The 23,643-nt window shown below is 60.1% G+C and carries 23 protein-coding genes; 9 read left to right on the top strand and 14 right to left on the bottom strand.

The features are described 5' to 3' along the window. Positions 1-69: 69 nt before the first annotated feature. From ACEWPJ_RS07385 to ACEWPJ_RS07345, 9 genes are all read right to left on the bottom strand, one after another. The gene (locus ACEWPJ_RS07385) at positions 70-846 is read right to left on the bottom strand and encodes an enoyl-CoA hydratase-related protein (RefSeq protein WP_416512109.1); all 777 of its coding nucleotides are present in this window, start codon (positions 844-846) and stop codon (positions 70-72) included. Positions 847-913: 67 nt separating this feature from the next. Then, a complete protein-coding gene (locus ACEWPJ_RS07380; RefSeq protein WP_416512107.1) occupies positions 914-1,354 on the bottom strand; it encodes a cytochrome c-type biogenesis protein CcmH in 441 nt (146 codons plus the stop codon). Positions 1,355-1,358: 4 nt separating this feature from the next. Continuing rightward, entirely contained in the window at positions 1,359-3,326 is a 1,968-nt protein-coding gene (locus ACEWPJ_RS07375) for a heme lyase CcmF/NrfE family subunit (protein WP_416512105.1), read from the bottom strand. A 145-nt stretch (positions 3,327-3,471) separates the two neighbouring features. Then, complete coding sequence (locus ACEWPJ_RS07370) at positions 3,472-4,038, bottom strand: holin family protein (RefSeq protein WP_416512103.1); 567 nt, start codon at positions 4,036-4,038, stop codon at positions 3,472-3,474. Beyond that, on the bottom strand, positions 4,029-4,640 hold the full coding sequence (locus tag ACEWPJ_RS07365; RefSeq protein ID WP_416512101.1) for a holin-associated N-acetylmuramidase: 612 nt from the start codon (positions 4,638-4,640) through the stop codon (positions 4,029-4,031). Before ACEWPJ_RS07365 ends, ACEWPJ_RS07370 begins: the two co-directional genes overlap by 10 nt. A gap of 81 nt (positions 4,641-4,721) precedes the next feature. After that, entirely contained in the window at positions 4,722-5,162 is a 441-nt protein-coding gene (gene ccmE, locus ACEWPJ_RS07360; RefSeq protein WP_416512099.1) for a cytochrome c maturation protein CcmE, read from the bottom strand. A gap of 4 nt (positions 5,163-5,166) precedes the next feature. Continuing rightward, positions 5,167-6,195: an N-acetyl-gamma-glutamyl-phosphate reductase gene (gene argC / locus ACEWPJ_RS07355; RefSeq protein ID WP_416512097.1), complete on the bottom strand. Its 1,029-nt coding sequence runs from the start codon at positions 6,193-6,195 to the stop codon at positions 5,167-5,169. A 96-nt stretch (positions 6,196-6,291) separates the two neighbouring features. Then, complete coding sequence (gene murI, locus ACEWPJ_RS07350; protein ID WP_416512096.1) at positions 6,292-7,104, bottom strand: glutamate racemase; 813 nt, start codon at positions 7,102-7,104, stop codon at positions 6,292-6,294. 125 nt (positions 7,105-7,229) lie between these two features. Next, complete coding sequence (locus tag ACEWPJ_RS07345) at positions 7,230-10,646, bottom strand: indolepyruvate ferredoxin oxidoreductase family protein (protein WP_416512094.1); 3,417 nt, start codon at positions 10,644-10,646, stop codon at positions 7,230-7,232. A gap of 158 nt (positions 10,647-10,804) precedes the next feature. Here ACEWPJ_RS07345 and ACEWPJ_RS07340 point away from each other — a divergent pair, with 158 nt between their 5' ends. After that, positions 10,805-11,704: a LysR family transcriptional regulator gene (locus ACEWPJ_RS07340; protein ID WP_416512092.1), complete on the top strand. Its 900-nt coding sequence runs from the start codon at positions 10,805-10,807 to the stop codon at positions 11,702-11,704. 186 nt (positions 11,705-11,890) lie between these two features. Here the strand turns inward: ACEWPJ_RS07340 and ACEWPJ_RS07335 are convergent, their stop codons facing one another. The 3 genes from ACEWPJ_RS07335 to ACEWPJ_RS07325 form a co-directional block, all read right to left on the bottom strand. Then, the gene (locus ACEWPJ_RS07335) at positions 11,891-13,138 is read right to left on the bottom strand and encodes an RNA polymerase sigma factor (protein ID WP_416512090.1); all 1,248 of its coding nucleotides are present in this window, start codon (positions 13,136-13,138) and stop codon (positions 11,891-11,893) included. Between the two features lie 3 nt (positions 13,139-13,141). Beyond that, entirely contained in the window at positions 13,142-13,495 is a 354-nt protein-coding gene (locus ACEWPJ_RS07330; protein ID WP_416512088.1) for a YciI family protein, read from the bottom strand. 73 nt (positions 13,496-13,568) lie between these two features. Continuing rightward, a complete protein-coding gene (locus tag ACEWPJ_RS07325) occupies positions 13,569-13,958 on the bottom strand; it encodes an MAPEG family protein (RefSeq protein ID WP_416512087.1) in 390 nt (129 codons plus the stop codon). 176 nt (positions 13,959-14,134) lie between these two features. Here ACEWPJ_RS07325 and purL point away from each other — a divergent pair, with 176 nt between their 5' ends. The 4 genes from purL to grxD all read left to right on the top strand — a co-directional run bounded on the left by purL (position 14,135) and on the right by grxD (position 17,929). Continuing rightward, positions 14,135-16,294, top strand: coding sequence for a phosphoribosylformylglycinamidine synthase subunit PurL (gene purL / locus ACEWPJ_RS07320; RefSeq protein WP_416512085.1), 2,160 nt, complete (start codon positions 14,135-14,137; stop codon positions 16,292-16,294). Positions 16,295-16,438: 144 nt separating this feature from the next. Then, on the top strand, positions 16,439-16,804 hold the full coding sequence (locus ACEWPJ_RS07315; RefSeq protein WP_416512084.1) for a hypothetical protein: 366 nt from the start codon (positions 16,439-16,441) through the stop codon (positions 16,802-16,804). Positions 16,805-16,924: 120 nt separating this feature from the next. Next, on the top strand, positions 16,925-17,167 hold the full coding sequence (locus ACEWPJ_RS07310) for a BolA/IbaG family iron-sulfur metabolism protein (RefSeq protein ID WP_416512082.1): 243 nt from the start codon (positions 16,925-16,927) through the stop codon (positions 17,165-17,167). A gap of 399 nt (positions 17,168-17,566) precedes the next feature. Then, the gene (gene grxD / locus ACEWPJ_RS07305) at positions 17,567-17,929 is read left to right on the top strand and encodes a Grx4 family monothiol glutaredoxin (protein ID WP_416512080.1); all 363 of its coding nucleotides are present in this window, start codon (positions 17,567-17,569) and stop codon (positions 17,927-17,929) included. A gap of 61 nt (positions 17,930-17,990) precedes the next feature. On the opposite strand, the gene ACEWPJ_RS07300 is transcribed toward grxD, so the two are convergent. Both ACEWPJ_RS07300 and ACEWPJ_RS07295 read right to left on the bottom strand, forming a co-directional pair. Then, positions 17,991-18,383 (bottom strand): cell division protein ZapA, encoded by a 393-nt coding sequence (locus ACEWPJ_RS07300; protein ID WP_416512078.1) that lies wholly within the window; start codon positions 18,381-18,383, stop codon positions 17,991-17,993. Next, positions 18,383-18,865, bottom strand: coding sequence for a hypothetical protein (locus ACEWPJ_RS07295; RefSeq protein WP_416512077.1), 483 nt, complete (start codon positions 18,863-18,865; stop codon positions 18,383-18,385). Before ACEWPJ_RS07295 ends, ACEWPJ_RS07300 begins: the two co-directional genes overlap by 1 nt. A gap of 222 nt (positions 18,866-19,087) precedes the next feature. On the opposite strand from ACEWPJ_RS07295, the gene tkt reads away from it, so the two are divergent. The 4 genes from tkt (at position 19,088) to gap (ACEWPJ_RS07275) (ending at position 23,597) form a co-directional block, all read left to right on the top strand. Next, on the top strand, positions 19,088-21,103 hold the full coding sequence (gene tkt, locus ACEWPJ_RS07290) for a transketolase (protein ID WP_416512075.1): 2,016 nt from the start codon (positions 19,088-19,090) through the stop codon (positions 21,101-21,103). Positions 21,104-21,318: 215 nt separating this feature from the next. Then, positions 21,319-22,317, top strand: a complete 999-nt coding sequence (gene gap / locus ACEWPJ_RS07285) for a type I glyceraldehyde-3-phosphate dehydrogenase (protein WP_416512073.1) — start codon at positions 21,319-21,321, stop codon at positions 22,315-22,317. A gap of 24 nt (positions 22,318-22,341) precedes the next feature. Further along, positions 22,342-22,485: a hypothetical protein gene (locus tag ACEWPJ_RS07280; RefSeq protein WP_416512071.1), complete on the top strand. Its 144-nt coding sequence runs from the start codon at positions 22,342-22,344 to the stop codon at positions 22,483-22,485. A gap of 107 nt (positions 22,486-22,592) precedes the next feature. Beyond that, positions 22,593-23,597, top strand: a complete 1,005-nt coding sequence (gene gap / locus ACEWPJ_RS07275) for a type I glyceraldehyde-3-phosphate dehydrogenase (protein ID WP_416512069.1) — start codon at positions 22,593-22,595, stop codon at positions 23,595-23,597. Positions 23,598-23,643: the final 46 nt, after the last annotated feature.

The following is a 23,643-nucleotide window of genomic DNA, read 5'->3' as shown; positions in this document are numbered from 1 at the left end:
CGACTGATGAAACGGAAAAGGCCATCCCGATGCGCATGGCCTTTTGCTTTGAGCAGTCAAGCGGTGCGGCTATCGCCCCTCATACTCCGCCGGGCGCTTTTCAAGAAACGCGAGTACCCCTTCCTTGAAGTCCCGCGTCTGGCCGCAGGCGCCTTGCAACCGCGCCTCAAGCGTCAATTGCTCATCCAGCGAATTGTCGAACGAACCACGGATCGCTTCCTTGATTTTTCCGTAAGTCAGCGTCGGCCCGGTGGCGAGCTTCTTGGCCCGCGCCTTCCAGTGTTTTTCGAATTCCCGATCCGGCACGGCTTCCCAGATCATACCCCATTCGGCGGCTTGTTTGGCCGGGATGGGTTCCGCGAACAAGGCAGCGCCCATCGCCCGCGCGGCCCCCATCTGGCGCGGCAGCCAGTAGGTTCCGCCCGCGTCGGGGATCAGGCCGATGCGGGCAAAGGCTTGCAGGAACACTGCTGATTCCGTCGCGATCACCACGTCCGCCGCCAGCGCCAAGTTGGCCCCGGCCCCGGCCGCCGCGCCGTTAACTGCGGCAATCGTCGGGATGGAACATTCAAAAATCGCGCGAAGCATCGGGACGTACTCATCCCGCAGCGTCCGCTCCAAATCGATATTCGCCGCATTCGCCCGGTCGCCAAGGTCTTGGCCAGAGCAGAACGCCCGCCCTTCCCCGGTCATGACCAGCACGCGCGCCTCGCGTTCACACAGGCGCACGGCATGGGTAATTTCTGCCCGCATCTGCGTGTCGAGCGCGTTCATCACGTCCGGGCGGCTAAGTGTCAGCACCCCAATATCGTCGCGCACGTCCAACTTTATGGTTTGATAATCCATCAAGCCTCTCCCACGTTGAACTTTCCAGATAAGTCACCGGAGGGCTGCAAACCAGCCCAACCCTGCGTCAGTCGTCCAAAATCTCTCGTAACCGCGCCTCGTCCGCGTCTGAGAGCGGCGCTGTGTCCACCCGTTTGCGCCGGAGCGCAAGCGCGACCCCGATCAGCGCCAGAAACAGCATGAACGGCCCCGCCAACCACAACACGAGGTTCGTTCCGGTGCCGCGCGGTGTCATCAGCACCCGTTCGCCGTAGCGTTCGACGAAGAACGACGTGACCTCTCGATCCGTCGCCCCGCCTGCAACCAACTCTCGCACCATCAGCCGGGCGTCCTTCGCCCAGTCGGCGTTGGAGGACGCGATATTTTCGGACTGACACTGGACGCACCTAATTTCCTCATCCAGTGCCTGCGCCCGCGCCTCAAGCGCCGGATCGTCAAGCATCTCTGACGGCTCCACCGCCAAAAGGGGCGTGGCAACAAACATCAGGATGAACAGCAAGCGTTTCATTGCATCACTCCGCCGGCTCGGCCCGCAGGCGACGCGCACCTGCCGCAACCCTGTAGCGGCGGTCGGAAAGGCTTAGCAAGCCTCCGAACGCCATGATGATTGCCCCGGCCCAAATCCAGTTCGCAAACGGTTTGATGTAGGTCCGCACCGCGTAACCGCCGCTATCCTGCGCATCACCAATGACAAGGTAGATGTCACGCAACACGCCGTTATCAATCGCGGCCTCGGTCGTCGGCATGGCAGCGACCGGGTAGACGCGTTTCTCCGGCTGCAACAGAGCCACCTGCCGCCCGTTCCGGGCCACCCGCATATCGGCGAGAGTGCTGAAGTAGTTTGGCCCCTCAACCTGCTTCACGTCCAATAGGGTGATTTCGTATCCGGCCACCTCGAACGGCTCGCCCGGTGTTGCGACGCGAATATCCTCAACCTCCCACGCGATCAGCCCGGCGATACCAAATAGCGTGATGCCAAAGCCCGCATGCGCAACGGCCTTGCCCCAATCGGCGCGCGGCAGACGTGTCAACCTCCGCAAACGATCGCTGAACCCCTTGCGCCCCGTCCGCGCCCAAAGATCAGCCCCTGCGCCGAGAAACAGCCAAGATCCAAGGAACGCCCCAATCGGCGCCAGCGCGCTTCGGTTGCTACTCATCGCCCAGATCAACAGCGCAAGCGCGACGGCCACCGCAAACACGCCCGACATCCGCCGCATGGCCTTGCCAAGCTGTGCACGCTTCCACGGCAGGATCGCGCCAATCGGCAGGATCAGCGCCAGTAGCAGCATGAATGGCGTGAAAACTACATTGAAAAACGGCGGCCCAACCGACAACGGTCGATCAAACAGTAACTCCGACACCAGCGGCCAGATCGTGCCGACAAAGACAACGAATGCCGCGACGGCCAACAGAATGTTGTTCATAACTAGCGCGGTTTCGCGACTGACGATGGCAAAGACCCCCTTCGCCTCCATCGCCCCGGCGCGCGCTGCGAACAGGATAAGCGCCCCGCCCATGAACACCGCAAGGATGATCAGGATGAACACCCCCCGCTCCGGGTCGTTGGCGAATGCATGCACCGATGTCAAAACGCCCGACCGCACGATAAACGTCCCGATCAACGAAAATCCGAACGCGAGGATCGCCAAAAGGATCGTCCACGCCTTCAACGCCTCGCGCTTTTCGACCACGATGGCGCTGTGCAGCAGCGCGCCCGCGATCAGCCACGGCATAAAGCTCGCGTTTTCGACCGGGTCCCAGAACCAGAAACCGCCCCAGCCAAGCTCGTAATACGCCCACCAAGATCCGAGCGCGATGCCGATGGTCAGGAACAGCCACGCCGCTAGCGTCCATGGTCGCACCCACCGCGCCCAGGCGGCATCTACGCGGCCCTCGATCAGCGCCGCAACCGCAAAACTGAACGACATCGAAAGCCCGACATAGCCGAGGTATAGAAACGGCGGATGAAACGCCAAACCGGGGTCTTGCAACAGCGGATTCAGATCCTGCCCGTTCATTGGCGGAACTTCCAGCCGCACGAACGGGTTGGAGGTGAACAGCACAAAGGCAAGGAACGCGACGCCGATCATCGCCTGCACCGACAACACCCGCGCCCGAAGCCCAGTCGGTAGGTTGCCGCCGAACCACGCCGCGCAGGCACCAAACAGTGTCAGGATCAACACCCATAACAGCATCGATCCTTCGTGGTTCCCCCAAACGCCCGACACCTTGTAAAGCATCGGTTTCAGCGTGTGAGAGTTAAGCGTAACCAGCCGCAGCGAAAAATCCGACGTCACGAACCCATAGGTCAGCGCCAGAAACGAAAACGCGATGAGCAGGAATTGCGCGGTGGCCGCCGGCTCTGCCACTGCCATCCAATTGCTCCACCGCATCTGCGCACCGACCATCGGCACGATCGCCTGCACAATGGCAACCGCAAAGGCAAGGATCAGGGCGAAGTGGCCAAGCTCAATAAACATGGCGCAACTATAAGCGCCCTGCGCCCCCTCTCCAACCAGATAGCGACTGCGCAAACGCGCAAATTGTCACAATCCAGAGAGCCACCATTCTCCAAAAATATCCCGGCCGGAGGCCCAACGACACAGCGAGGCACCGAGCGAAGGATCAACCAGCCGCCTTTCGCCAATCCTCAAGCGCGGCATTCTCATCACCCGAAATTGCCGAAACACTCAATCGCGCATCCGCTCCGGTCCGTGCGACTCCGGGGCTAAGCGCCCTTAACGCACGAAGGTTGCTCACCACCTCCGGCACACGCGCCACTGTTTGCGCGAGGGAGCGTTGAAACTCCTGCCCCTTCACCTGATGGCGCGCACCGAAGTAAAAGCTGACGATCGCACCAAGCAGCCACCACAGCGGTTCCGGCACGAGGATCAACCCCTGCATGCGCGCCGCGAACCAGACAGGATCGACCATCGCAGCGACAAAAAGCGCCAGCGTCCCAAGAGCGAGCGCGGGTCGAGGAACGCGATTAAGTCCGTCCATGAACCGATCAAAGTTACCCTTTTTTCGCGGCGCAAACTCCGCCCCGTGCTGGGCCAACGCTTGGCTCTGGGCGGTCGCGGCACGGACAGCCCCGGCTTCCGCGTTCTCAACGAAAACTTCGGCGGTTTCGCGCACCACGTTGCGCCCACCGCCAAAGATCAGGGTGAATAGATTGCCTATCAACCCCATGTCGCCACCCGCGCTTGATGCTCCGCAAGCGTTAGATGATAGCGTCCAGAAATGAACTCCTCCGCCCGGCGAATCCAGCCGCCTTTGCCGCCATCCTGACGCCGTGCGTATTTGCGGCTCGCCGGGCGCGCATCGCCCAATCGATAGTAGTAATTGCGCCGGGCGATCCCGTAGGCATCGGCAAGATGGTCTGGGCCGGCGTGCCACGCCGCCTCAGCCGCTGCGATGGTCTGTGGGCCGATAGCGCCGTCCACGGCAACCCTTTGCCCCATCTGCCGCAGCAATCGCTGCAAAATTTTCACCGCATTCGCGCCTGCGTTCACATACATATCAAACACGGTCGCGTGCAGCGCATCGGGCAGGTCGGCAATCCGCGTGCGGACAAAGTAATGCTCAACAAAAATCTCCGTCGCGTGTTGCCGCGTCAGGCGATGCACATCATCAACGTCAACCCGCCCGTCGCTGGTCAGGTCAAGCCCCAGCCGTCGCATCGTGTGGATCGTCACGCCGTATTTCGTCGCGCCACCCGGATCATCCGGGTCATTGACGAAGCCGCCTTCCCGTCTGACGATTTCTTCTGCAATTTTCTGAACATTCGACATTGAGAGCCCCTAAGCGAACCAATTTCCGCGTCAGAGCTTTCTGCCAATTCGGTAAAACGCGCTTACCGCAGCGAGCGTTGCCTATTCTGGTTCCTGATAAACGCCCTGCTCTTTCAAGGCGTCCACAACCTCTTTCGGCATGTAGGTTTCATCATGTTTCGCAAGTATTTCAGAGGCTTCAAACGTGCCGTTTACATACCGACCCGTTCCGATCATACCTTGGTTTTCCGCGAACAGGTCGGGCAGAACCCCTGCATAGGTCACAGGAACGGTCGCGCCGCCGTCGGTCACGCGGAAGCGGATGACTTCGCCCTGTCCGCGCTCCAGACTGCCCTCCTCAACCAATCCGCCCAAGCGGAAGGTTTCCGCCTCGGTCGGCGGCTCTGCCATGACCTGTGTGGGCGATAGGAAAAAGTTAATCCCGTCCCGCATGGCATATCCGATCAAGCCCGTCGCAAGTAAAAGCGCGATGGCGGCAACCACAATGACTTGTATCCGGCGAGTTTTCTTTAGTGATTTCATCGCTCTACGGGAAACAGGGGGCGAGCATCAGCCCCGCGGTTTCGTCCTCTCCCAACATCAGATTGGCATTTTGCAGGGCTTGGCCCGACGACCCCTTGGTCAGATTATCCAGCGCGGCGAAAACAATCGCCCGCCCATCAACCCGGTCTCCGACGACGCCGAGATGACAGTAGTTCGACCCCCGCACATGGCGTGTCGAAGGCACTTCGCCAAACGGCAGCATCACCACGAAAGGTTCATCAGCATAAGCATTTTTCAAAGCGTTATAAATGGTTTGCGCGTCACCTTTCACATAAACCGTCGCCAGTATACCGCGGTTCGCAGGCAGCAGATGCGGCGTGAACTGGACCCGCACGTCGCGCCCTGCAACGGCAGAAAACTCCTGATCGAACTCCGCCAGATGCCGGTGCGTGCCGCCAGCCGCGTAGGGGTGCGCCCCTTCGGAGAGTTCCGCATGCAGAAGGTTTTCTTTCAGCGACCGCCCCGCCCCGCTGACCCCGGTCTTGAGGTCAATAATGATCGAGTCGAGATCAATCGCGCCCGCCTCAATCAACGGTCTGACCGCGTATTGACCGGTGGCGGCGTTGCAGCCCGTGCCGGCAACCAGCCGCGCGGTGCGGATGTCGTCGCGGTAGAACTCCGTCAGGCCGTAAACCGCCTCTGCCTGCCGCTCCAGCGCAGCGTGGGGTTTGCCATACCATTTTTCATACTCCGCCGGGTCGCGAAGCCGGAAATCAGCCGACAAATCAACGACTTTCAGCGTCTTCGGCAATTCCCGGATCACCGCCTGCGATGTCGCGTGCGGCAAGGCACAAAAGACAAGATCGACGCCTGCAAAATCAATCCCTTCGATCTTTACCAGCATTGGCAGGTCCAGATGGCGCAAATGCGGGAACACCGCGCCCATTTCCATCCCGGCCTTGCGGTCAGCGGACAGGGCGACGATCTCCATCGACGGATGGGTGGCGATCAGCCGGATAAGCTCCGCCCCGGTATAGCCGGACGCGCCGAGGATCGCGATTTTATGTGTCATGGTCAGACTTTCCATGTGGGCCGGACGATCACGCGTGGAATGCGTGCGCGCCGTCGGGTCGGATCAGATGTAAGGGCAAACGACGTCCGCCGCAATTCACGCAGGTTCAAACGTGATTTTTCGTCGCAGGAACTGGGTCGCTTTACTGGAGACCCGGTCAGGATCGCCCGTCGTCAGAAACTGGTTGCCCGCACCTTCGCCCAGCATATCCGGGTGGCGCGTCAGATAATCGCCAAGGCTGTCCGCGACGAGGTTCGCTTGCGAATAAACCCGCACATCATCGCCCAATGCCGCCTGAAACACCTGCTCCATCAGCGGATAGTGGGTGCAGCCCAGCACCGCCGCCTCCGGCTTGGGCATCCGGCGCTTCAACGCTTCGACATGGGACTTGACCAGCGCCTCGGCCAGCATCTCATCCCCATCCTCAATCGCGTCGACCACACCGCCGCAGGGCTGCGCCTCAACATCGACGCCGATTGCGCGGAAGGCAAGTTCACGCTGGAAGGCGCGGCTGCTGACCGTCGCGGGCGTTGCGAATAGCGCGACATGCTTGACCCCAACCTCGCGCGGGGGGGAATTATCACCCCATTGCCGTTCGGTCAGCGCCTCAATCAGTGGCACGAACACGCCCAGCACCCGCTTGTTGGGCGGAACAAAATTCTCCTGCATCCGGCGCAGCGCAGCGGCAGAGGCGGTGTTGCACGCCAAAACGACCAGATCGCAGCCAGCGGCCCAAAGCCGTTCGACGCTGTTACAGGTCAGTTGATAGACGTCATCCGCATCCCGCACGCCGTAAGGCGCATGGCGGGAATCGCCGAGGTAGACCAGTGGCACATCGGGCAGCCGCTTGCTGACCGCGTCGAGAACGGTGAGCCCGCCCAGACCAGAATCGAAAATACCAACGGCCATATCGCCCCGCCAAGTGTCATGCTTCCTTGCGTTCTTCGGCCCGCGCGGTGCGGGGCCGAAGAGAGTCGCTGAAAGCTCTTACGTCGCTTTGCGCAGGAAATCCATAACCGCTTTGGGTGGTCGGCCTACTCCGCCGCTTGCGCGTGCGGGGTTCCGCCAGCCCGGAAGGCCGCCAGCAGTTCTTCCCGCCGCTTCGCCGCCTTCTGTTCGTTTGCCTCTTTCACCGAGCCAAAGCCGCGGATGTCGAGCGGTAACCGCGCGAGAGACCGTGCGATCTCTTCCGTCTCAGGCGTGATCTTTGACAGCACCTCGTCCATGTCCCGCTCATACTGCGCGATCAGGGCGCGTTCCATCTTACGTTCTGCCGTGCGACCGAACGGATCAAACGGTGTGCCGCGTAGACCCTTCATCTTCGCCAGCAGCTTGAACCCGCCGCGCATCCAACTGCCAAATTCCCGCTTTTTCGGGCGTCCGCTTGGGTCTTTCCCGCCCAGGATCGGCGGCGCGAGGTTGTATTTCATTTTGAAATCACCGTCGAATTCGGCCCGCGCTTTTTCCTCGCTGTCCAGCAGAAGGCGCGCCACCTCGTATTCGTCTTTGTAGGCAAGCAGCTTATGGTAGCCTTCGGCAATCGCTTCGCGCAGCCCGTCATCCTCTGCCCGGTCCACCAAGGCGCGGAACTTGCGCGCTAGCGCCTTGTTCTGGAACGCCGTCAGTTGTTCTTCGCGGAACGCGATTTTCTCGGCGAGGGTTTTTGGTTTCTCGACAACCTCTGCCTGACCAAGCGTCGCAACCGCCTCCGGGTCATGCGCGGCCCAGCGGCCAAGTTCAAACGCCCGCAGGTTTCCATCAACCGCAGTGCCGTTCATGCGGATCGCTTCTTCAATCGACTCAGCACTTAGCGGAACAAGGCCGCGCTGCCACGCCGCACCCAGCATCATCATGTTGGAGAAGATGGAGTCCCCCATCAGCCGCGCCGCCGTATTGGACGCATCAAAGACCTGAAGATCGTCCTTCAGTCGCGCCTGAAGTTGCAGTTCCAATCGGTCGGTTGGAATCCGGAACTCCGTATCGCGCGTGAACTGGCCGGTGATAATCTCATGGCTATTCACAACAGCGCCGGTGCGCCCGGTTTTCATCAGGCCAATCGTTTTCGCGCCCGCCGTGGTAACAAGATCGCCACCGATTACGGCATCCGCTTCGCCAGTTGCGACGCGGATCGCGCTGATATCGCTTGGTTTTTCGGATAGACGGCAGTGGATATGCACCGCGCCGCCTTTCTGGGCGAGGCCCGCCATCTCCATCATGCCCGCACCCTTGCCGTCAAGCTGTGCCGCCTGCGCCATGATCGCGCCGATGGTGACGACGCCCGTGCCGCCGACGCCGGTGATGACGACGTTATGTGTGCCGTCGATCTTTGGCAGCGTCGGCGCAGGCAGATCGGGAATGGTAAATTCCTTCGCCGTGCCCTTGCGCACCTTGGCTCCTTCAAGCGTGATGAAGGACGGGCAGAACCCCTTAAGGCATGAATAGTCCTTGTTGCAGGACGATTGATCGATCGCCCGCTTGCGCCCCAGTTCCGTTTCGACGGGAACGATCGAGACACAGTTCGACTGCACCCCGCAATCGCCGCAGCCCTCGCAGACGTCGGTATTGATGAATACGCGCTTATCGGGGTCCGGGAACGTGCCGCGCTTGCGGCGGCGACGTTTTTCGGCGGCGCAGGTCTGAACGTAAAGAATGACAGACACGCCTTTGATTTCGCGATATTTCTTCTGGACATTCTCCATCTCATCACGCGTAAACACGTCGATGCCGCTTGGAAATGCGGATACGTCCACGGCCTCTTTCGGGTCATAAACCAGCGCGACGTGTTTCACACCCATCGCCATGACCTCCCGCGCGATGCGTGGCGCATCAAGCTCGCCCTCGTTGCTCTGGCCGCCGGTCATCGCAACCGCATCGTTGTAAAGGATCTTGTAGGTGATGTTCGTTCCAGCCGCCAACGCCGCGCGGATCGCGAGAGAGCCGGAGTGGTTATATGTCCCGTCCCCAAGGTTCTGGAACACGTGCTGCCGATTGGAAAACGGCGCTTCGCCGACCCAGTTCACACCCTCACCGCCCATATGGGTAAAGCCGCTGGTTTCGCGGTCCATCCACAGCGACATGATGTGACAGCCGATCCCGGCATAGGCGCGCGACCCGTCCGGCACCTTGGTCGAGGTGTTGTGCGGACAGCCAGAGCAGTAATACGGAAGACGCGTTGCAATCTCTTCCGCGTTGTCGGCGACTTTCGCCTCGCGCACGCGATCAAGGCCACCGCGCACGTCATCTGTTGCCCGGCCCTCTTCGATCAGGATTTCACCGATCTTCTCGGCAATCATCACGGGGTCGAGCGCCATGCGGGTCGGGAAAAGTTCTTCCTCGTGCAGCCCGCCTGCGCCACCCTTATACCAGCCGTAAACCCGGTAACGGTTGTCGTCAAACAGCGCCTCCTTGATCTGCACTTCGATCAGCTTGCGCTTTTCCTCGACGACGACGATCAGGTCGAGGTCTTCGGCCCACTCGTGAAAGCTCTCCATGTCGAGAGGAAAGGTCTGGCCGATCTTGTAGGTCGTGATGCCCAACCGTTCCGCCTCGTCCGCATCGAGGCCGAGCAGTTGCAGCGCATGTGTCAGGTCCAGCCAGTTCTTCCCGGCCGCCACGAACCCGATTTTCGCGCCCGGCTTGCCCCAGACGCGCTGGTCGATCTTATTGGCCCGCGCGAACGCCTCCGCCGCGTAGCGCTTGTAGTCGATCATCCGCGCTTCTTGCTGAATCCAGTGGTCGTTTAGGCGTATGTTCAATCCACCTTCCGGCATGTCGAAGTCGGGCGTGACAAACTGCATCCGGTCCGGGCGACCATCGACAACGCTGGTCACCTCAACCGTATCTTTCATGGTCTTGAGGCCGCACCAAACACCTGCGAACCGACTAAGCGCCCAGCCGTATAGCCCGTAGTCGAGAATTTCCTGAACACCCGCAGGCGATACGATCGGCATATAGGCATCGACCAGCGCCCAGTCAGATTGGTGGCAAACGGTTGAGGATTCACCCGTATGGTCATCCCCCATCGCCATCAACACGCCGCCATTGGGCGATGTGCCCGACATATTGGCATGCCGCATCACGTCGCCGGACCGGTCAACGCCCGGCCCCTTGCCATACCACAGGGAAAACACACCGTCGTATTTGCCCTCACCGCGCAGCTCTGCCTGCTGGCTGCCCCAGATCGCCGTCGCCGCGAGGTCTTCGTTCAGGCCAGGCTGGAATGTTACCTGCGACGCATCCAGCAGCTTCTTCGCCCGCCCCATCTGAAGGTCAACGGCCCCCAGCGGCGATCCCCGATACCCGGTGACATAGCCCGCCGTATTCAGCCCCGCCGCTGCGTCCCGCGCGCGCTGCATCAACATCAACCGGACCAGCGCCTGTGTCCCATTCAGCAACACTGGGCTTTTTTCTAGGTCAAACCGGTCGTTTAGGCTTACTTTTTGCAGGCTCATTGCGCACCTCCCATAGCTAGCGACGATGGAGTCGATAATAGGTCATAAATTGTGACCTACCAAGCAGAAAGATTGAAACGGCCCGTCCGCACCCCACCTTTGCGGCTCAAGGTAATTGTAGCCAAGATAACGACTTTTCTATAGATGGTTTGACAAATATGGACTGGGACAAGCTAAGAATATTTCACGCGGTCGCGGATGCTGGCAGTCTCACCCATGCGGGCGAGGTGCTGAATCTGTCCCAATCTGCTGTCAGTCGGCAGATTCGCGCACTGGAAGAAAGCCTGAACGCCACCCTTTTTCACCGTCATGCACGGGGGCTGATTCTCACCGAGCAGGGTGAGCTTTTGTTCGACGCGACCAGCGCGATGAACAAGCGGCTTGATGCGGCGTCTGCGCGGATCAAAGACAGCGAAGAAGAAGTGTTTGGCGAACTGCGCGTGACCACCACGACCGGCTTTGGCCTGATGTGGCTCGCCCCGCGTCTGCCTGCGTTCTACGACAAATATCCGGACCTCAAGATCGACCTTAACCTTGAGGAACGCGTGCTCGACCTTCCGATGCGGGAGGCCGACGTTGCCATCCGCATGAAAGAGCCGAGCCAGGCTGATCTTGTCCGCAAGCGCCTGATGTCCGTGCGGATGAGGCTTTACGCGACGCCCGAATACCTTGAAAGACACGGCACGCCCGAAAATATGTCCGATATCGGCAAGCACCGCCTGCTTTGCCAGCGGACGAACAGCGCGCAGGTTTCTGCCGGGGCCAGCTTTGTGCAGCAGCTGATGACGTTCGACGTGCCCTCGCTGTTGACGATCAACAACTACTTCGGCGTGCTTCAGGGGGTGATCCACCACCTTGGGATCGGTGTGCTGCCGGATTACGTGACACAAGACGTCGATGGGCTGGCTGCGGTCCTGCCCGATGAACAATCCGCCGAGATCCCGGTTTACCTTGCCTATCCCGAGGAATTGCGCCAATCAAAGCGTATCAGCGCCTTTCGCGACTTCGTTCAGGAAGAAATTATTCAGTACCGAAAGAATCAACGTGACTTAGCGTAAACTGTGAGACATGCGCCACACGCATAGCGGCAATGCGCTGTCAAATCACTTTTTCCCTTGAACCTTCCGGCCGCGCGGCCTAAATCGGTATTAGAAGACGATGTAATATCGCCTTCTACCTCCCTGTTGGACTTCGGCCGAGCTTAGTGCTCGGCCTTTTTTTTTGGACTATCCCGAATCCGACCCTCACTGCGGCAGGCTGTCGCAGCGCGCCTGCAAAAAAGCCCGCTCACATTCAACCTGTGTCAGTGAAAGTGCCTTCTGATACGCGGTCTTTGCACGCTCTGGTTGCTTGGAGCGCCGAAACAGATCGGCCTGCGCTGCATGGAATGGCTGATAACCTGCCATCTCTTCCGCCAGTTGGTCGAGCATCGGCAAGGCCGCTTCCGGCCCGTTGAGGTTCGACAGCGCGACCGCGTGGTTCAATTTCACCACCGGGGACGCGTCGAGCGTGACGAGCCTCCGGTAAAGCGCGACGATCTGCGGCCAATCCGTGTCGGCGGCTTGCGGCGCGTCACAATGAAGCGCGCTGATCGCGGCCTGTATCAAGAACGGCCCCGGTCGGGCGATTCCTTTGGTTCCGTCCAGAACCGCGTGCCCCTCGGCAATTAGAGCGTGATCCCATAGCTTTCGATCCTGCTCTTCCAACGGCACATAGGCTCCGTCCGCGTTTTGCCGCGCATTTCTGCGGGAATGGGTGAACAGGATCAGCGCGAGCAGCCCGTGGACCTCCGGCTCGTCCGGTGAAAGTCGTGCCATCAACCTTGCAAGGAAAAGCGCCTCTTCGCACAGATCAAGCCGCACCTGCCCTGCCCCAGCGGTCGCTGCATAGCCTTCGTTGTAAATCAGGTAAATCACCGTCAGGACGGAATGCAGGCGCTCCGGCAGAATATCTGCGTCGGGGATTTGAAACGGCACCCCGGCCTTCGCAATCTTGTGGCGCGCACGGGACAAGCGCTGCGCCATCGCGCTTTCCCTATCCAGAAAGGCCCGTGCGATTTCCGGCGTTGTCAGCCCGCCAAGGGTGCGGAGTGTCAACGCGACGCGGGTTTTCAAATCAAGTGCCGGATGGCAGCAGGTAAAGATCAGACGCAGCCGATGGTCGGGGATGTGATGCCCGGCTTCATCCTCCGCGTCGCGCTGGTCAAGCTCAAGCAGGGCCGCGTATTCCGCCGACTTCGCGTCAAAACTCCGCCCCCGCCTGATCCGGTCAATCGCTTTGCGGCGTGCAACCTGCATCAGCCAACCGGCGGGATTGCGCGGCACGCCCGACCGCCCCCAGTGATCAAGCGCGGAGGTCACGGCGTCTTGCAAGCTGTCCTCGGCCAGTTGGAAATCTCGGACCGAGGCAATCAGGGCGGCCAACAGACGACCGCGATCCTTGGTCATCACCACGTTTAGCGCGGCGTGGACGGGATTGATCGCGGTCGTCAAACCTTAGAAATCCAGGTTCATCACGGGGCGCACCTCAACCGTGCCGTCCCGCGCGGTCGGGATCATCGCGGCGTATTTCACCGCTTCATCCAGATTGGCGCATTCCAGCAGGTAGAACCCGCCAAGCTGTTCCTTCGTTTCGGCAAAGGGACCGTCCATCGTTTCGGTCTTACCGTCGCGCACCTGAACCCGCGTCGCGGTGCTTGGCGGTTCAAGCGCCTCACCCCCCTGCAATACGCCGGCGTCGATATAGACTTGGTTCACCGCCATCCACTCACCCATATAGGCCTCGAACTCCGGCGTGCCGGGTTCCGGATCGTCGCGGGGTTCATCGTAAATTAGGGCCATGTATTTCATATTGTGTCCTTTCTTCCTTGGGTGAATGATGGTCGCTTATCGACCGGTTTGGCAACGGCTGCGTTGCCGGTCGTCACTGAAAAGCTCGCCACAGGATGGCGACGACGCAGATCAGGTTGGCGATGTGGTTGCCGCTTAGGCCTGCAATCCGGCCGAAAGTCGCGGCCTTCTCATGCGCAAGCCCCGTCGCGTGCAGTGCCCGCCCGACAACCAAAAGCAGCCCAACGCCGTGCAACCACATCGCGCCAAGCCCGTTCGCCTCAGCCAATCCCATCAGGATCAGCGACAGCGGAATGTTCTCGTGAAAATTGCCGTGTTTGCGGATGCGCAGCGCAAGATCCGTGTCCCCACCATCACCGATCGATACATCGGTTCGGGCACGGGCAAAGATCACGTGATAGGTCAGCGCCAGCGACATCAGCGCCAGCACGGCGGCATAGATCGCGGTTATTGGAAAACTCATCGTCCTTCTCCTGTTTTTCTTCTCGGTGACACAGGGATGACGAACGGCGCGCCGCGAAATCGACACGTCGCGCTAAAAAAGATGCGCGCGCGACCCTGCGGCGGCTTTGACCCTTTTGCTTCGCCGCGCATTCCCGTATGAGAGCGCGCAAAGACTGCCGAGGGGACCGCACACAGATGTCAGAGCCGGAAATCAACGAAGATCTCATCGCCGCCCATGGGCTAAACGCTGACGAATACACCCGCATTCTGGACATCATTGGACGAGAGCCGACGTTTACCGAGCTTGGTATCTTCTCGGCGATGTGGAACGAACATTGTTCCTACAAATCGTCGAAGAAGTGGCTGCGCACCCTGCCCACCGACGGCCCGCAAGTCATCTGCGGCCCCGGCGAAAACGCGGGCGTGGTTGATATTGGTGATGGGCAGGCCGTGGTCTTCAAAATGGAAAGCCACAACCACCCCAGCTATATCGAACCCTATCAGGGGGCTGCGACGGGCGTCGGGGGTATCTTGCGCGACGTCTTCACCATGGGCGCGCGGCCCATCGCGGCGATGAATTCGCTGAGTTTTGGCGAGGTTTCGCATCCGAAGACCAAGCGCCTCGTGCATGGTGTTGTTGAGGGCATCGGTGGCTACGGCAACTGTTTCGGCGTGCCGACCGTGGGGGGCGAGGTCCGCTTTCATCCCGCCTACAACGGCAACTGTCTTGTCAACGCCTTCGCCGCGGGCCTCGCGGATAGTGACAAGATCTTCTACTCCGCCGCCTCGGGCGTCGGGATGCCCGTCGTCTACCTCGGTGCGAAGACCGGGCGCGATGGCGTCGGCGGGGCGACCATGGCGTCGGCCGAATTCGACGACACGATCGAGGAAAAGCGCCCCACCGTTCAGGTCGGCGACCCGTTCACCGAAAAACGCCTGATGGAGGCGACGCTGGAACTGATGCAGACCGGGGCCGTCATCTCGATTCAAGACATGGGCGCGGCAGGCCTCACCTGCTCTGCCGTGGAAATGGGCGACAAGGGTGGCCTTGGCGTGCGCCTCACCCTCGAAGACGTGCCGGTCCGCGAACCGAACATGACCGCCTACGAAATGATGCTGTCGGAGTCGCAGGAACGGATGCTGATGGTGCTGCGCCCCGAAAAGGAAGCCGAAGCCAAGGCGGTGTTCGACAAGTGGGATCTCGACTTTGCCATCGTCGGTGAAACCATTGCCGAGGATCGCTTCCTCATCATGCTGAATAACGAGGTAAAGGCCGACCTTCCCCTGTCGAAACTTGCAAGCTCCGCCCCCGAATACGACCGCCCCTGGGTCGAAACACCCGCCGCCGCGGTGCTTGAGGACGTACCCCAGATCGACCCTATTGACGGGCTGAAGGCGCTGATCGGCTCGCCCAACTACGCCGGCAAGCAGTGGGTTTATGAACAATACGACACGATGGTGATGGCCGACACGGCCCGCCTGCCCGGCCTTGGCGCCGGAGTGATCCGGGTGCATGGCACCGACAAACTGCTGGCCTTCACCTCTGACGTGACGCCGCGCTATGTCAAGGCGAACCCGACCGAAGGCGGCAAGCAGGCGGTCGCCGAAGCATACCGCAACCTCACCGCCGTTGGCGCACGTCCCTTGGCGACGACCGACAATCTTAACTTCGGCAACCCGGAAAAGCCCGAAATCATGGGGCAGTTCGTTGGCGCGATCAAAGGCATCGGCGAAGCCGTCGCCGCGCTCGACATGCCAATCGTGTCGGGCAACGTGTCGCTTTACAACGAAACCGATGGTGTTGGCATCCTACCGACCCCGACCATCGGCGCGGTCGGTCTGATCGACCACGGCGACGATGTGATCGGCGGCCAGGTCCGCGACGGCCACATTGCCGTGCTAATCGGCGAAACCACCGGCCATCTTGGGCAATCCGCCCTGCTCGCGGAGGTCTTCAACCGCGAAGACGGCGACGCGCCCCACGTCGATCTTGCCGCCGAAAAGGCGAACGGCGATTTCATCCGCACCAACCGCACCCTCATCAAAGCCGCGACTGACCTGTCCGACGGTGGCCTCGCCGTCGCGGCGTTCGAACTCGCCGAAGCCGCGGGTGTCGGCGTGACCCTCGACACCGACGACACCGCGACCCTGTTCGGAGAAGATCAGGCCCGCTACCTCGTCGCGATGAACTTCGATGAGGCGGAGGCGCTTTTCGTCGAAGCCGGCCGCGCGGGCATCACCGTCGAAACCGTCGGCAAGTTCGGCGGAGACAGCGTGACGATGGGCAGCAGCTCCGCGCCGTTGGAGGAGTTGGCGGCGATTTACCGAGGGGCGTTTGAGGGCGTGGTGGGGTAAGTTGGCGCTGCGGATAGACAGCGCCGATCCTAAACATTTGGAACACGACGTCGGCGCATCGAGTGCGCGAACTTGCGAGTAAATAATTTGGCGACAAGACCAATAATCAAAATTCTGGAGGGACCGTCCCCCACAAAGAACAGCATGTCGGAGACCACAACCGGCGGGCTTTCAACCCTTTTTTCTGCCGGAAGCAATGCAGCCGACATGTTGCCACATAATCAAGACGGGCTTTTTCAGATACTTCATTTCGCAATACACACGACAGAAAACGCCGTTCGAAGAAGCAGATGGTTCGGTGGCCGCTTGTTCAACAAATTTAGCGGTGAGTCTGCTGACTATGTTCGTCTATCGGGGGCACACCTCATTCAGACTTTGAGGGTCGCCGGAATTCAGCCCCCTGATTTCATCGTGATCGCCGGGAAATATCTTCTTCGTCTAGATGTTGCCAAAGAAGCGCATGCCCGGCTTTCGGAAAGTCGAAAGCACTCCCCGACCACTTTTCCGTGACTATGTTCAATCGAACCGGTGCCGAAACTAAAATAAACTGCCACAATCCCAGAACACCCTCCCTTGCGCCGCTCGGCAACCCCGCCTAAATCTTAGGCAACGAACAAAGGACCGTTGTGCATGGCAATTTCAGCCCAGGAAATCGAAGACCTCATCCGCGAGAGCTTTCCCGACGCCCGGATCACCATCACCGATCTGGCTGGCGACGGGAACCATTACGCCGCCGAGGTGGTCGACGAGAGCTTTCGGGGCCAGAACCGGGTTCAGCAGCAACGCGCCGTCTATGCGGCGCTGAAAGGCAAAATGGATGGCTCCGCCGGGGAATTGCACGCGCTGGCCCTGACGACGAAAGCGCCGGAGTGAGTTACCTTTATGGCCTTCTCGAAGGGTGGACCCTGTGCGATGACCTGCGAGGGTTCTTCAAATTTGGCCCTTCGTATTGGCGGCGAAAACGCTCGGTCGATAGGTGGCGGGCAGAAAAACGGAGACGTGAGATAGGATGACCTTCGGCCAACTTTTTCTAATCCTCGGCGTGATTGTTGTCGTTCTAATAATTGTCAATGTTGCGATTGCTGTCCGTGTCGACAAACGAAACAAACACCGCCAACAGGATCACGAAGGCGATCATATCCTCAGTACATCTTATTCGCACACGGGCGGCACCTTTCGGGGCTCCTCAACGCAAAAAAGCTGGTCCGTCCCGAAAGACCCACAGAAATACGCGAAGGCCTTTGTGCCTTCGTCCGCAAAAAGGAAATCCAAATGACCGATGCACAGACGCAAATCAAAGATACCGTGACCGCCAATGATGTGGTCCTGTTCATGAAGGGCACTTCTGAAATGCCGCAATGCGGGTTTTCCTCGCGCGTGGCGGGGGTACTGAATTTCATGGGCGTTGAGTATAAAGACGTGAACGTGTTGGCTGATGAGGATATTCGCCAAGGCATCAAGGATTACTCGGACTGGCCGACGATCCCGCAGCTTTATGTGAAGGGCGAGTTTGTTGGCGGCTGCGATATCATCACCGAGATGACGCTGTCCGGTGAACTTGACACGCTGCTTGAGCAGAACGGCGTGGCCTATAACAAGGACGCGGCAGACAAAATTCGCGAGGCGAATGCCTGATCCGCGACGCGTCTAAGCTATGAAAAAGCCCGCCAGTTGGCGGGCTTTTCTGCTTCTGTAGTCAGCCGACTTTTTCTTCGGCCCTTGCGGCGATGGCCTCTGCCCTCGCGGCGATTTCGGCCAGCGTGTCGGTGACGATCGGCGGGATCACAGCGACTTCGACCTTTTCGGGCGCGGGTGTCGGGCGGCTTTCAAGCTCCTGAATCCGTTGTTCCTGCGACGCGGTCTTATCGAGCAGGCTACGCTGCTTTTCCTCCAGCCCCGCTGTCTTGTCGGCCAGCATCAACCCGGCCATCAGCAGCATCCGCGTTTCCGGCATCCGGCCAATCTGATCCGTCAGCACCGATGCTTCGGTGTCTAGTAGCTTAGCTGCGGTCTGCAGAAAATGCTCCTCACCCTCCTGACAGGCGACTTCGAAATTGCGACCACCGATTGTAATTGTGACGTCCGGCATTACGCGTCCTCCTGGATGATCGGTTTCAGTTCGTTCAGCACCGCATCGAGTTCTGAGCGATCCGCCGATTGCGTGGCGCGCAGCGATTCAAGCTCAGCCAGCATTGCATTGTTGATAAGCTGTTCATCCGCCACCCCGGCCTCGTTCGCGGCCCGTAGCGCATCGTTTGAGGTTCTGAGTTCCGCGTTGACCTGCTTTAGCCGTTGAACATCGTTTTCCTGCTGCGCTAGTCGTTCGCGCAGACGTTTGACCCGGCCCTCCAGTTCAGCGAACGTCGTGTCCTGCTTTTCGCGGATCACCTTTACCCGTTCTTCCAGTTGGGCATTCGTCGCCTTCTCAGCCTCTAGCGCCTCGCGCAGCGCGTCGACTTCGGATGTGTCGGCGGCCGGTTCAGCCGACGTGGCGAGCCCCTGTTCAACCGTCGCCTCTATACGCCCAAGCGCGGCGGTGATCCGTCGCTCCAGATCGGTGATGTCGCTCATTGCCCTGTCCTCTTTATGTCGTTGCCCCGGCTTTCCGGGTCGGTCCGAAGGCCCGCAATTGCGTTAGCGAATCGCAGGCACCCCTCGCTTTGCTAATTTTACCCAATGGAATGCAGGATTTCGCCCCCCTTTCGGCCTGATCCGCCGTGGCCAGCTTGAACTTCGGCCAAGTGCTGCTAAGAACACGGGCGAAAACACGCCCCAGCCAAAGGATGCTCGCCCGTGGAAATTTCCGCCCTTCGCAAGAAACACCCGCAACACTGGATGCGCGCCGCTGCCATTCGCACGCTGACGCTTGATGCGGTTGCGGCCGCGAATTCCGGTCACTCCGGTATGCCGATGGGGATGGCCGACGTTGCCACGGTGCTGTTCGAAAAACACCTAAAGTTTGATGCGAGCGCCCCCAAGTGGCCCGACCGGGATCGGTTCATATTGTCGGCAGGCCACGGCTCCATGCTGCTTTATTCGCTGCTGCATCTGACGGGCTATGAGCGGTTCCCGATTGAAGAGCTGAAGAACTTCCGCCAGTTGGGCGCACGCACGGCGGGGCATCCCGAAAATTTCCTGGCCGACGGGATCGAAACAACGACAGGCCCGCTGGGTCAGGGCATTGGCAACGCGGTCGGCTTTGCGATGGCCGAAGAAATCCAGCGCGCGCGATTTGGCAAGAAGATTGTCGATCACCACACCTATGTGATTGCGGGCGACGGCTGCCTGATGGAAGGCATCAGCCAAGAGGCGCTGACTCTCGCCGGGCGTCATGAACTGTCAAAGCTGATCGTGCTCTGGGACAACAACAACATCACCATTGACGGCAAGGTCGAGATTGCCGACCGCACGGATCAGTTGAAACGGTTCTCCGCCTCGGGCTGGTCCACGCATGAGTGCGATGGTCACGACCCCGAAGACATCGACGTGGCCATCACTGCCGCGAAACGCACCGGGAAACCGGCGATCATCGCCTGCAAGACACATATCGCCTTGGGATCGAGCGCGCAGGACACCGCAAAAGGCCACGGCGCGCTAACCGACGACCAGCTGATCGCGGATACCAAGACCGCCTATGGCTGGGATCACGGCCCGTTCATGATCCCCGAAGACATCAAGTCCTGGTGGAAAGACGTTGGCGCACGCGGCGCAACGGCGCGGAAGGAATGGGAGGAGCGTTTCGCGTCGGTTTCGCAGAACAAGCAAAACGAGTTCAACCGCGCCTACGCGTTTGAAGCGCCGAAGAAGCTGCCCGCCGTCATCAAAGCCCTGAAGCGCCAGATCGTTGATGAACAACCGAAGGTAGCGACGCGGAAATCATCGGAAATGGCGCTTGAGGTCATCAATCCGATTATGCAGGAAACCGTTGGCGGCTCTGCCGACCTGACCGGGTCGAACAACACGAAGACCGGCGATCTTGGCGTTTTCCTGCCCGACGACCGCAAAGGTCGCTATATCCATTACGGCATTCGTGAACACGGAATGGCCGCGGCGATGAACGGTATGGCGCTGCATGGCGGTATCCGCCCCTATGGCGGCACGTTCATGTGTTTCACCGACTATGCGCGTCCATCGATGCGGCTGGCAGCCTTGATGAAAATCCCGACGGTCTTTGTAATGACCCATGACAGCATCGGCCTTGGCGAAGATGGCCCGACACACCAGCCCGTCGAACACCTTGCCATCAGTCGGGCAACGCCGAACACCATGGTCTTCCGCCCCGCGGACACGGTCGAAACGGCTGAGGCGTGGGAACTCGCCCTCACCTCCAAATCGACGCCGTCCGTGCTGGCGCTTAGCCGGCAAGGGCTGCCGACGGTGCGCAAGGAACAGAAGAACAAGAACCTGACCGCGCAGGGTGCCTATGTGTTGGCCGATTCCGACGGCAAGCGGCAGGCAATCCTGCTGGCAAGCGGTTCTGAGGTTTCCGTCGCCCTCGCCGCCCGTTACATTCTGCAAGAGGCCGGGATCGGCACGCGCGTCGTCTCCGTTCCGTGCATGGAATTGTTTGCGGATCAAGACGACGCTTACCGCAAACGTGTTCTGCCCGGCGGTGCCGTCCGCGTCGCGGTTGAGGCTGGCGTCAGCCAAGGCTGGGACCGTTGGCTGACCGGAGAGCGGGGCAAGGCCGCAAAGGCCGGTTTTGTCGGCATGGATAGCTTCGGCGCGTCGGCACCTGCTGAAACCCTCTATGACCACTTCGGCATTACGGCGGAGGCGGTTGCCGAGAAGGTGAAATCCCTCCTCTAAGCGCTTTATATCGCACTAAATTCACCCGCCGCACCGGAAAGTATTAATTCCAGCGCGGCGGGTTCATTGTTTCTGGCGGGGACACAGTCAGCCTGTCGTGACAGCGCCGCACAGCATGTTTGCGCTATCATGTTGGCGCTAAACACTTTTCCCCGTGCAAGCTCCCCCGTATACCGCCCGAAACGAGACGTTTCGAGATTCGAGGAGTGGGCGACATGACCGTAACAGTAGGCATCAACGGATTTGGTCGCATCGGCCGCTGCACGCTGGCGCATATCGCGGAAAGCGCGCGCAACGACGTGCAGGTGGTAAAGATCAACGCGACCGGCCCGCTTGAAACCTCGGCCCACCTGATGCGCTACGACTCGATCCATGGCCGGTTCCCGAACAACGTCACGGTCGGGGAAAACACGCTCGACCTCGGGCGCGGACCGATCGACATGATGTCGACCTACGACCCGGCAGAGCTTGATTGGGAGGGTGTCGACGTCGTCCTCGAATGCACGGGCAAATTCAACGACGGCGAAAAGGCGAAGGCGCACCTGGAACGCGGCGCGAAGCGGGTTCTGATCTCTGCCCCGGCGAAGAATGTCCAGAAAACCATCGTCTACGGTGTCAACCACCGCGACCTGATCGCGGATGATGTGATGATTTCGAACGGCTCATGCACCACGAACTGCCTCGCGCCGCTCGCCAAGGTCCTGCACGAATCCATCGGCATTGAGCGCGGCATCATGACGACGATCCACAGCTACACCGGCGACCAGCCCGCGCTGGACCGCCGGCATAACGACCTTTATCGCGCCCGCGCCGCTGCGATGGCGATGATCCCGACATCGACGGGGGCCGCCGCCGCCTTGGGCGAAGTTCTTCCGGCGATGAAGGGTAAACTCGACGGAACAGCGATGCGGGTGCCTACGCCGAACGTGTCTGCCGTTGATCTGACGTTTGAAGCATCAAAAGATGTCACCGTCGATGACGTGAATGAGGTTGTACGCGAAGCCGCCGCGGGGCATATGGGCGCTGTTCTTGCCTATGACCCGGAACCGAAGGTGTCCATTGACTTCAACCACACGCCCCACTCCTCCATTTTTGCGCCGGACCAGACGAAAGTCGTTGGCGGGCGCACTGTCCGTGTGCTTGCGTGGTATGATAACGAATGGGGCTTTTCCGTTCGCATGGCCGATGTTGCCGCCGTCATGGGGCGTCTTTGACAGCCTGAACGTTCGGATGTCGCGATGACGAACCGTATCGCCATCGTTCTGGCTTTGATGATCCTCGTCCTTATCGCCGCTGACCTGCTGATCTTCGGCTGGGATCTTCACGTTTTCCTCGGGAAAAAACTCGGCGAACTGACCGAATACATCGCATTTTGGCGCTGATCCGGGCATTGCACGGTTGACCTTCCGCTGAAAATCAACATGTTAGCGTTAACAAGTCAGGGCCGCCTTGTCGGCCCCTTTTCTGCTGACAAAGGAGACATCGCACCATGTCCATCAAAGTCGCAATCAACGGGTTTGGCCGCATCGGTCGTAACGTCCTGCGCGCGATCATTGAATCCGGTCGCACCGATATCGAAGTCGTCGCAATCAACGACCTCGGCCCGGTCGAAACCAACGCGCATCTGCTGCAATACGACTCGGTCCACGGGCGCTTTCCGGTTGATGTGAAAGCGACGGAGACCACCATCGACGTTGGCCGCGGCCCGATCGAGGTGACAGCGATCCGCAACCCTGATGATCTGCCGTGGAGCCATGTTGACATCGTGCTCGAATGCACCGGCATCTTCACCGACAAGGAAAAGGCCGCGATCCATCTCGGCAACGGCGCGAGCCGTGTGCTTGTCTCTGCGCCGTCAAAAGGTGCCGACAAGACGATCGTTTACGGCGTAAACCACGATCAGTTGACCAGCGACGATGTCATCGTGTCCTGCGCGTCCTGCACGACCAACTGCCTGTCGCCCGTTGCCAAGGTGCTGAATGACACGTTCGGCATCAAGCGCGGGTTCATGACGACGGTGCACAGCTATACCGGCGACCAGCCGACGCTCGACACGATGCACAAAGACCTTTACCGCGCCCGCGCTGCGGCCCTTAACATGATCCCGACATCGACCGGCGCCGCCCGTGCTGTTGGGCTGGTGCTACCGGAACTGAACGGCAAGCTTGATGGCGTCGCGATCCGCGTTCCGACCCCGAACGTATCCGTCGTCGATCTGACGTTTGAGGCTGACCGCGACGTATCGGTAGATGAGATCAACGATGCGATCCGCGCCGCTGCTGCGAGCGGCCCGCTCAAGGGTGTGCTGGGCGTCACGGATGATAAGCTGGTTTCACTCGATTTTAACCACAACGCCCATTCGTCGATCTTCGCGACGGATCAGACGAAGGTTCTCGACGGAGACATGGTCCGGGTTCTCAGCTGGTATGACAATGAATGGGGCTTCTCGAACCGTATGGCCGATGTGGCGGTTGAGATGGGCAAGCATCTCTGACCCCTGCCCGCATTAGAAACACAAAACGCCGTCCCTCGGGGCGGCG

Source organism: Aliiroseovarius sp. YM-037, from assembly GCF_048060095.1.
Lineage (GTDB): Bacteria > Pseudomonadota > Alphaproteobacteria > Rhodobacterales > Rhodobacteraceae > JBLUOA01.
This window is presented reverse-complemented; position numbering and strand designations above follow the sequence as displayed.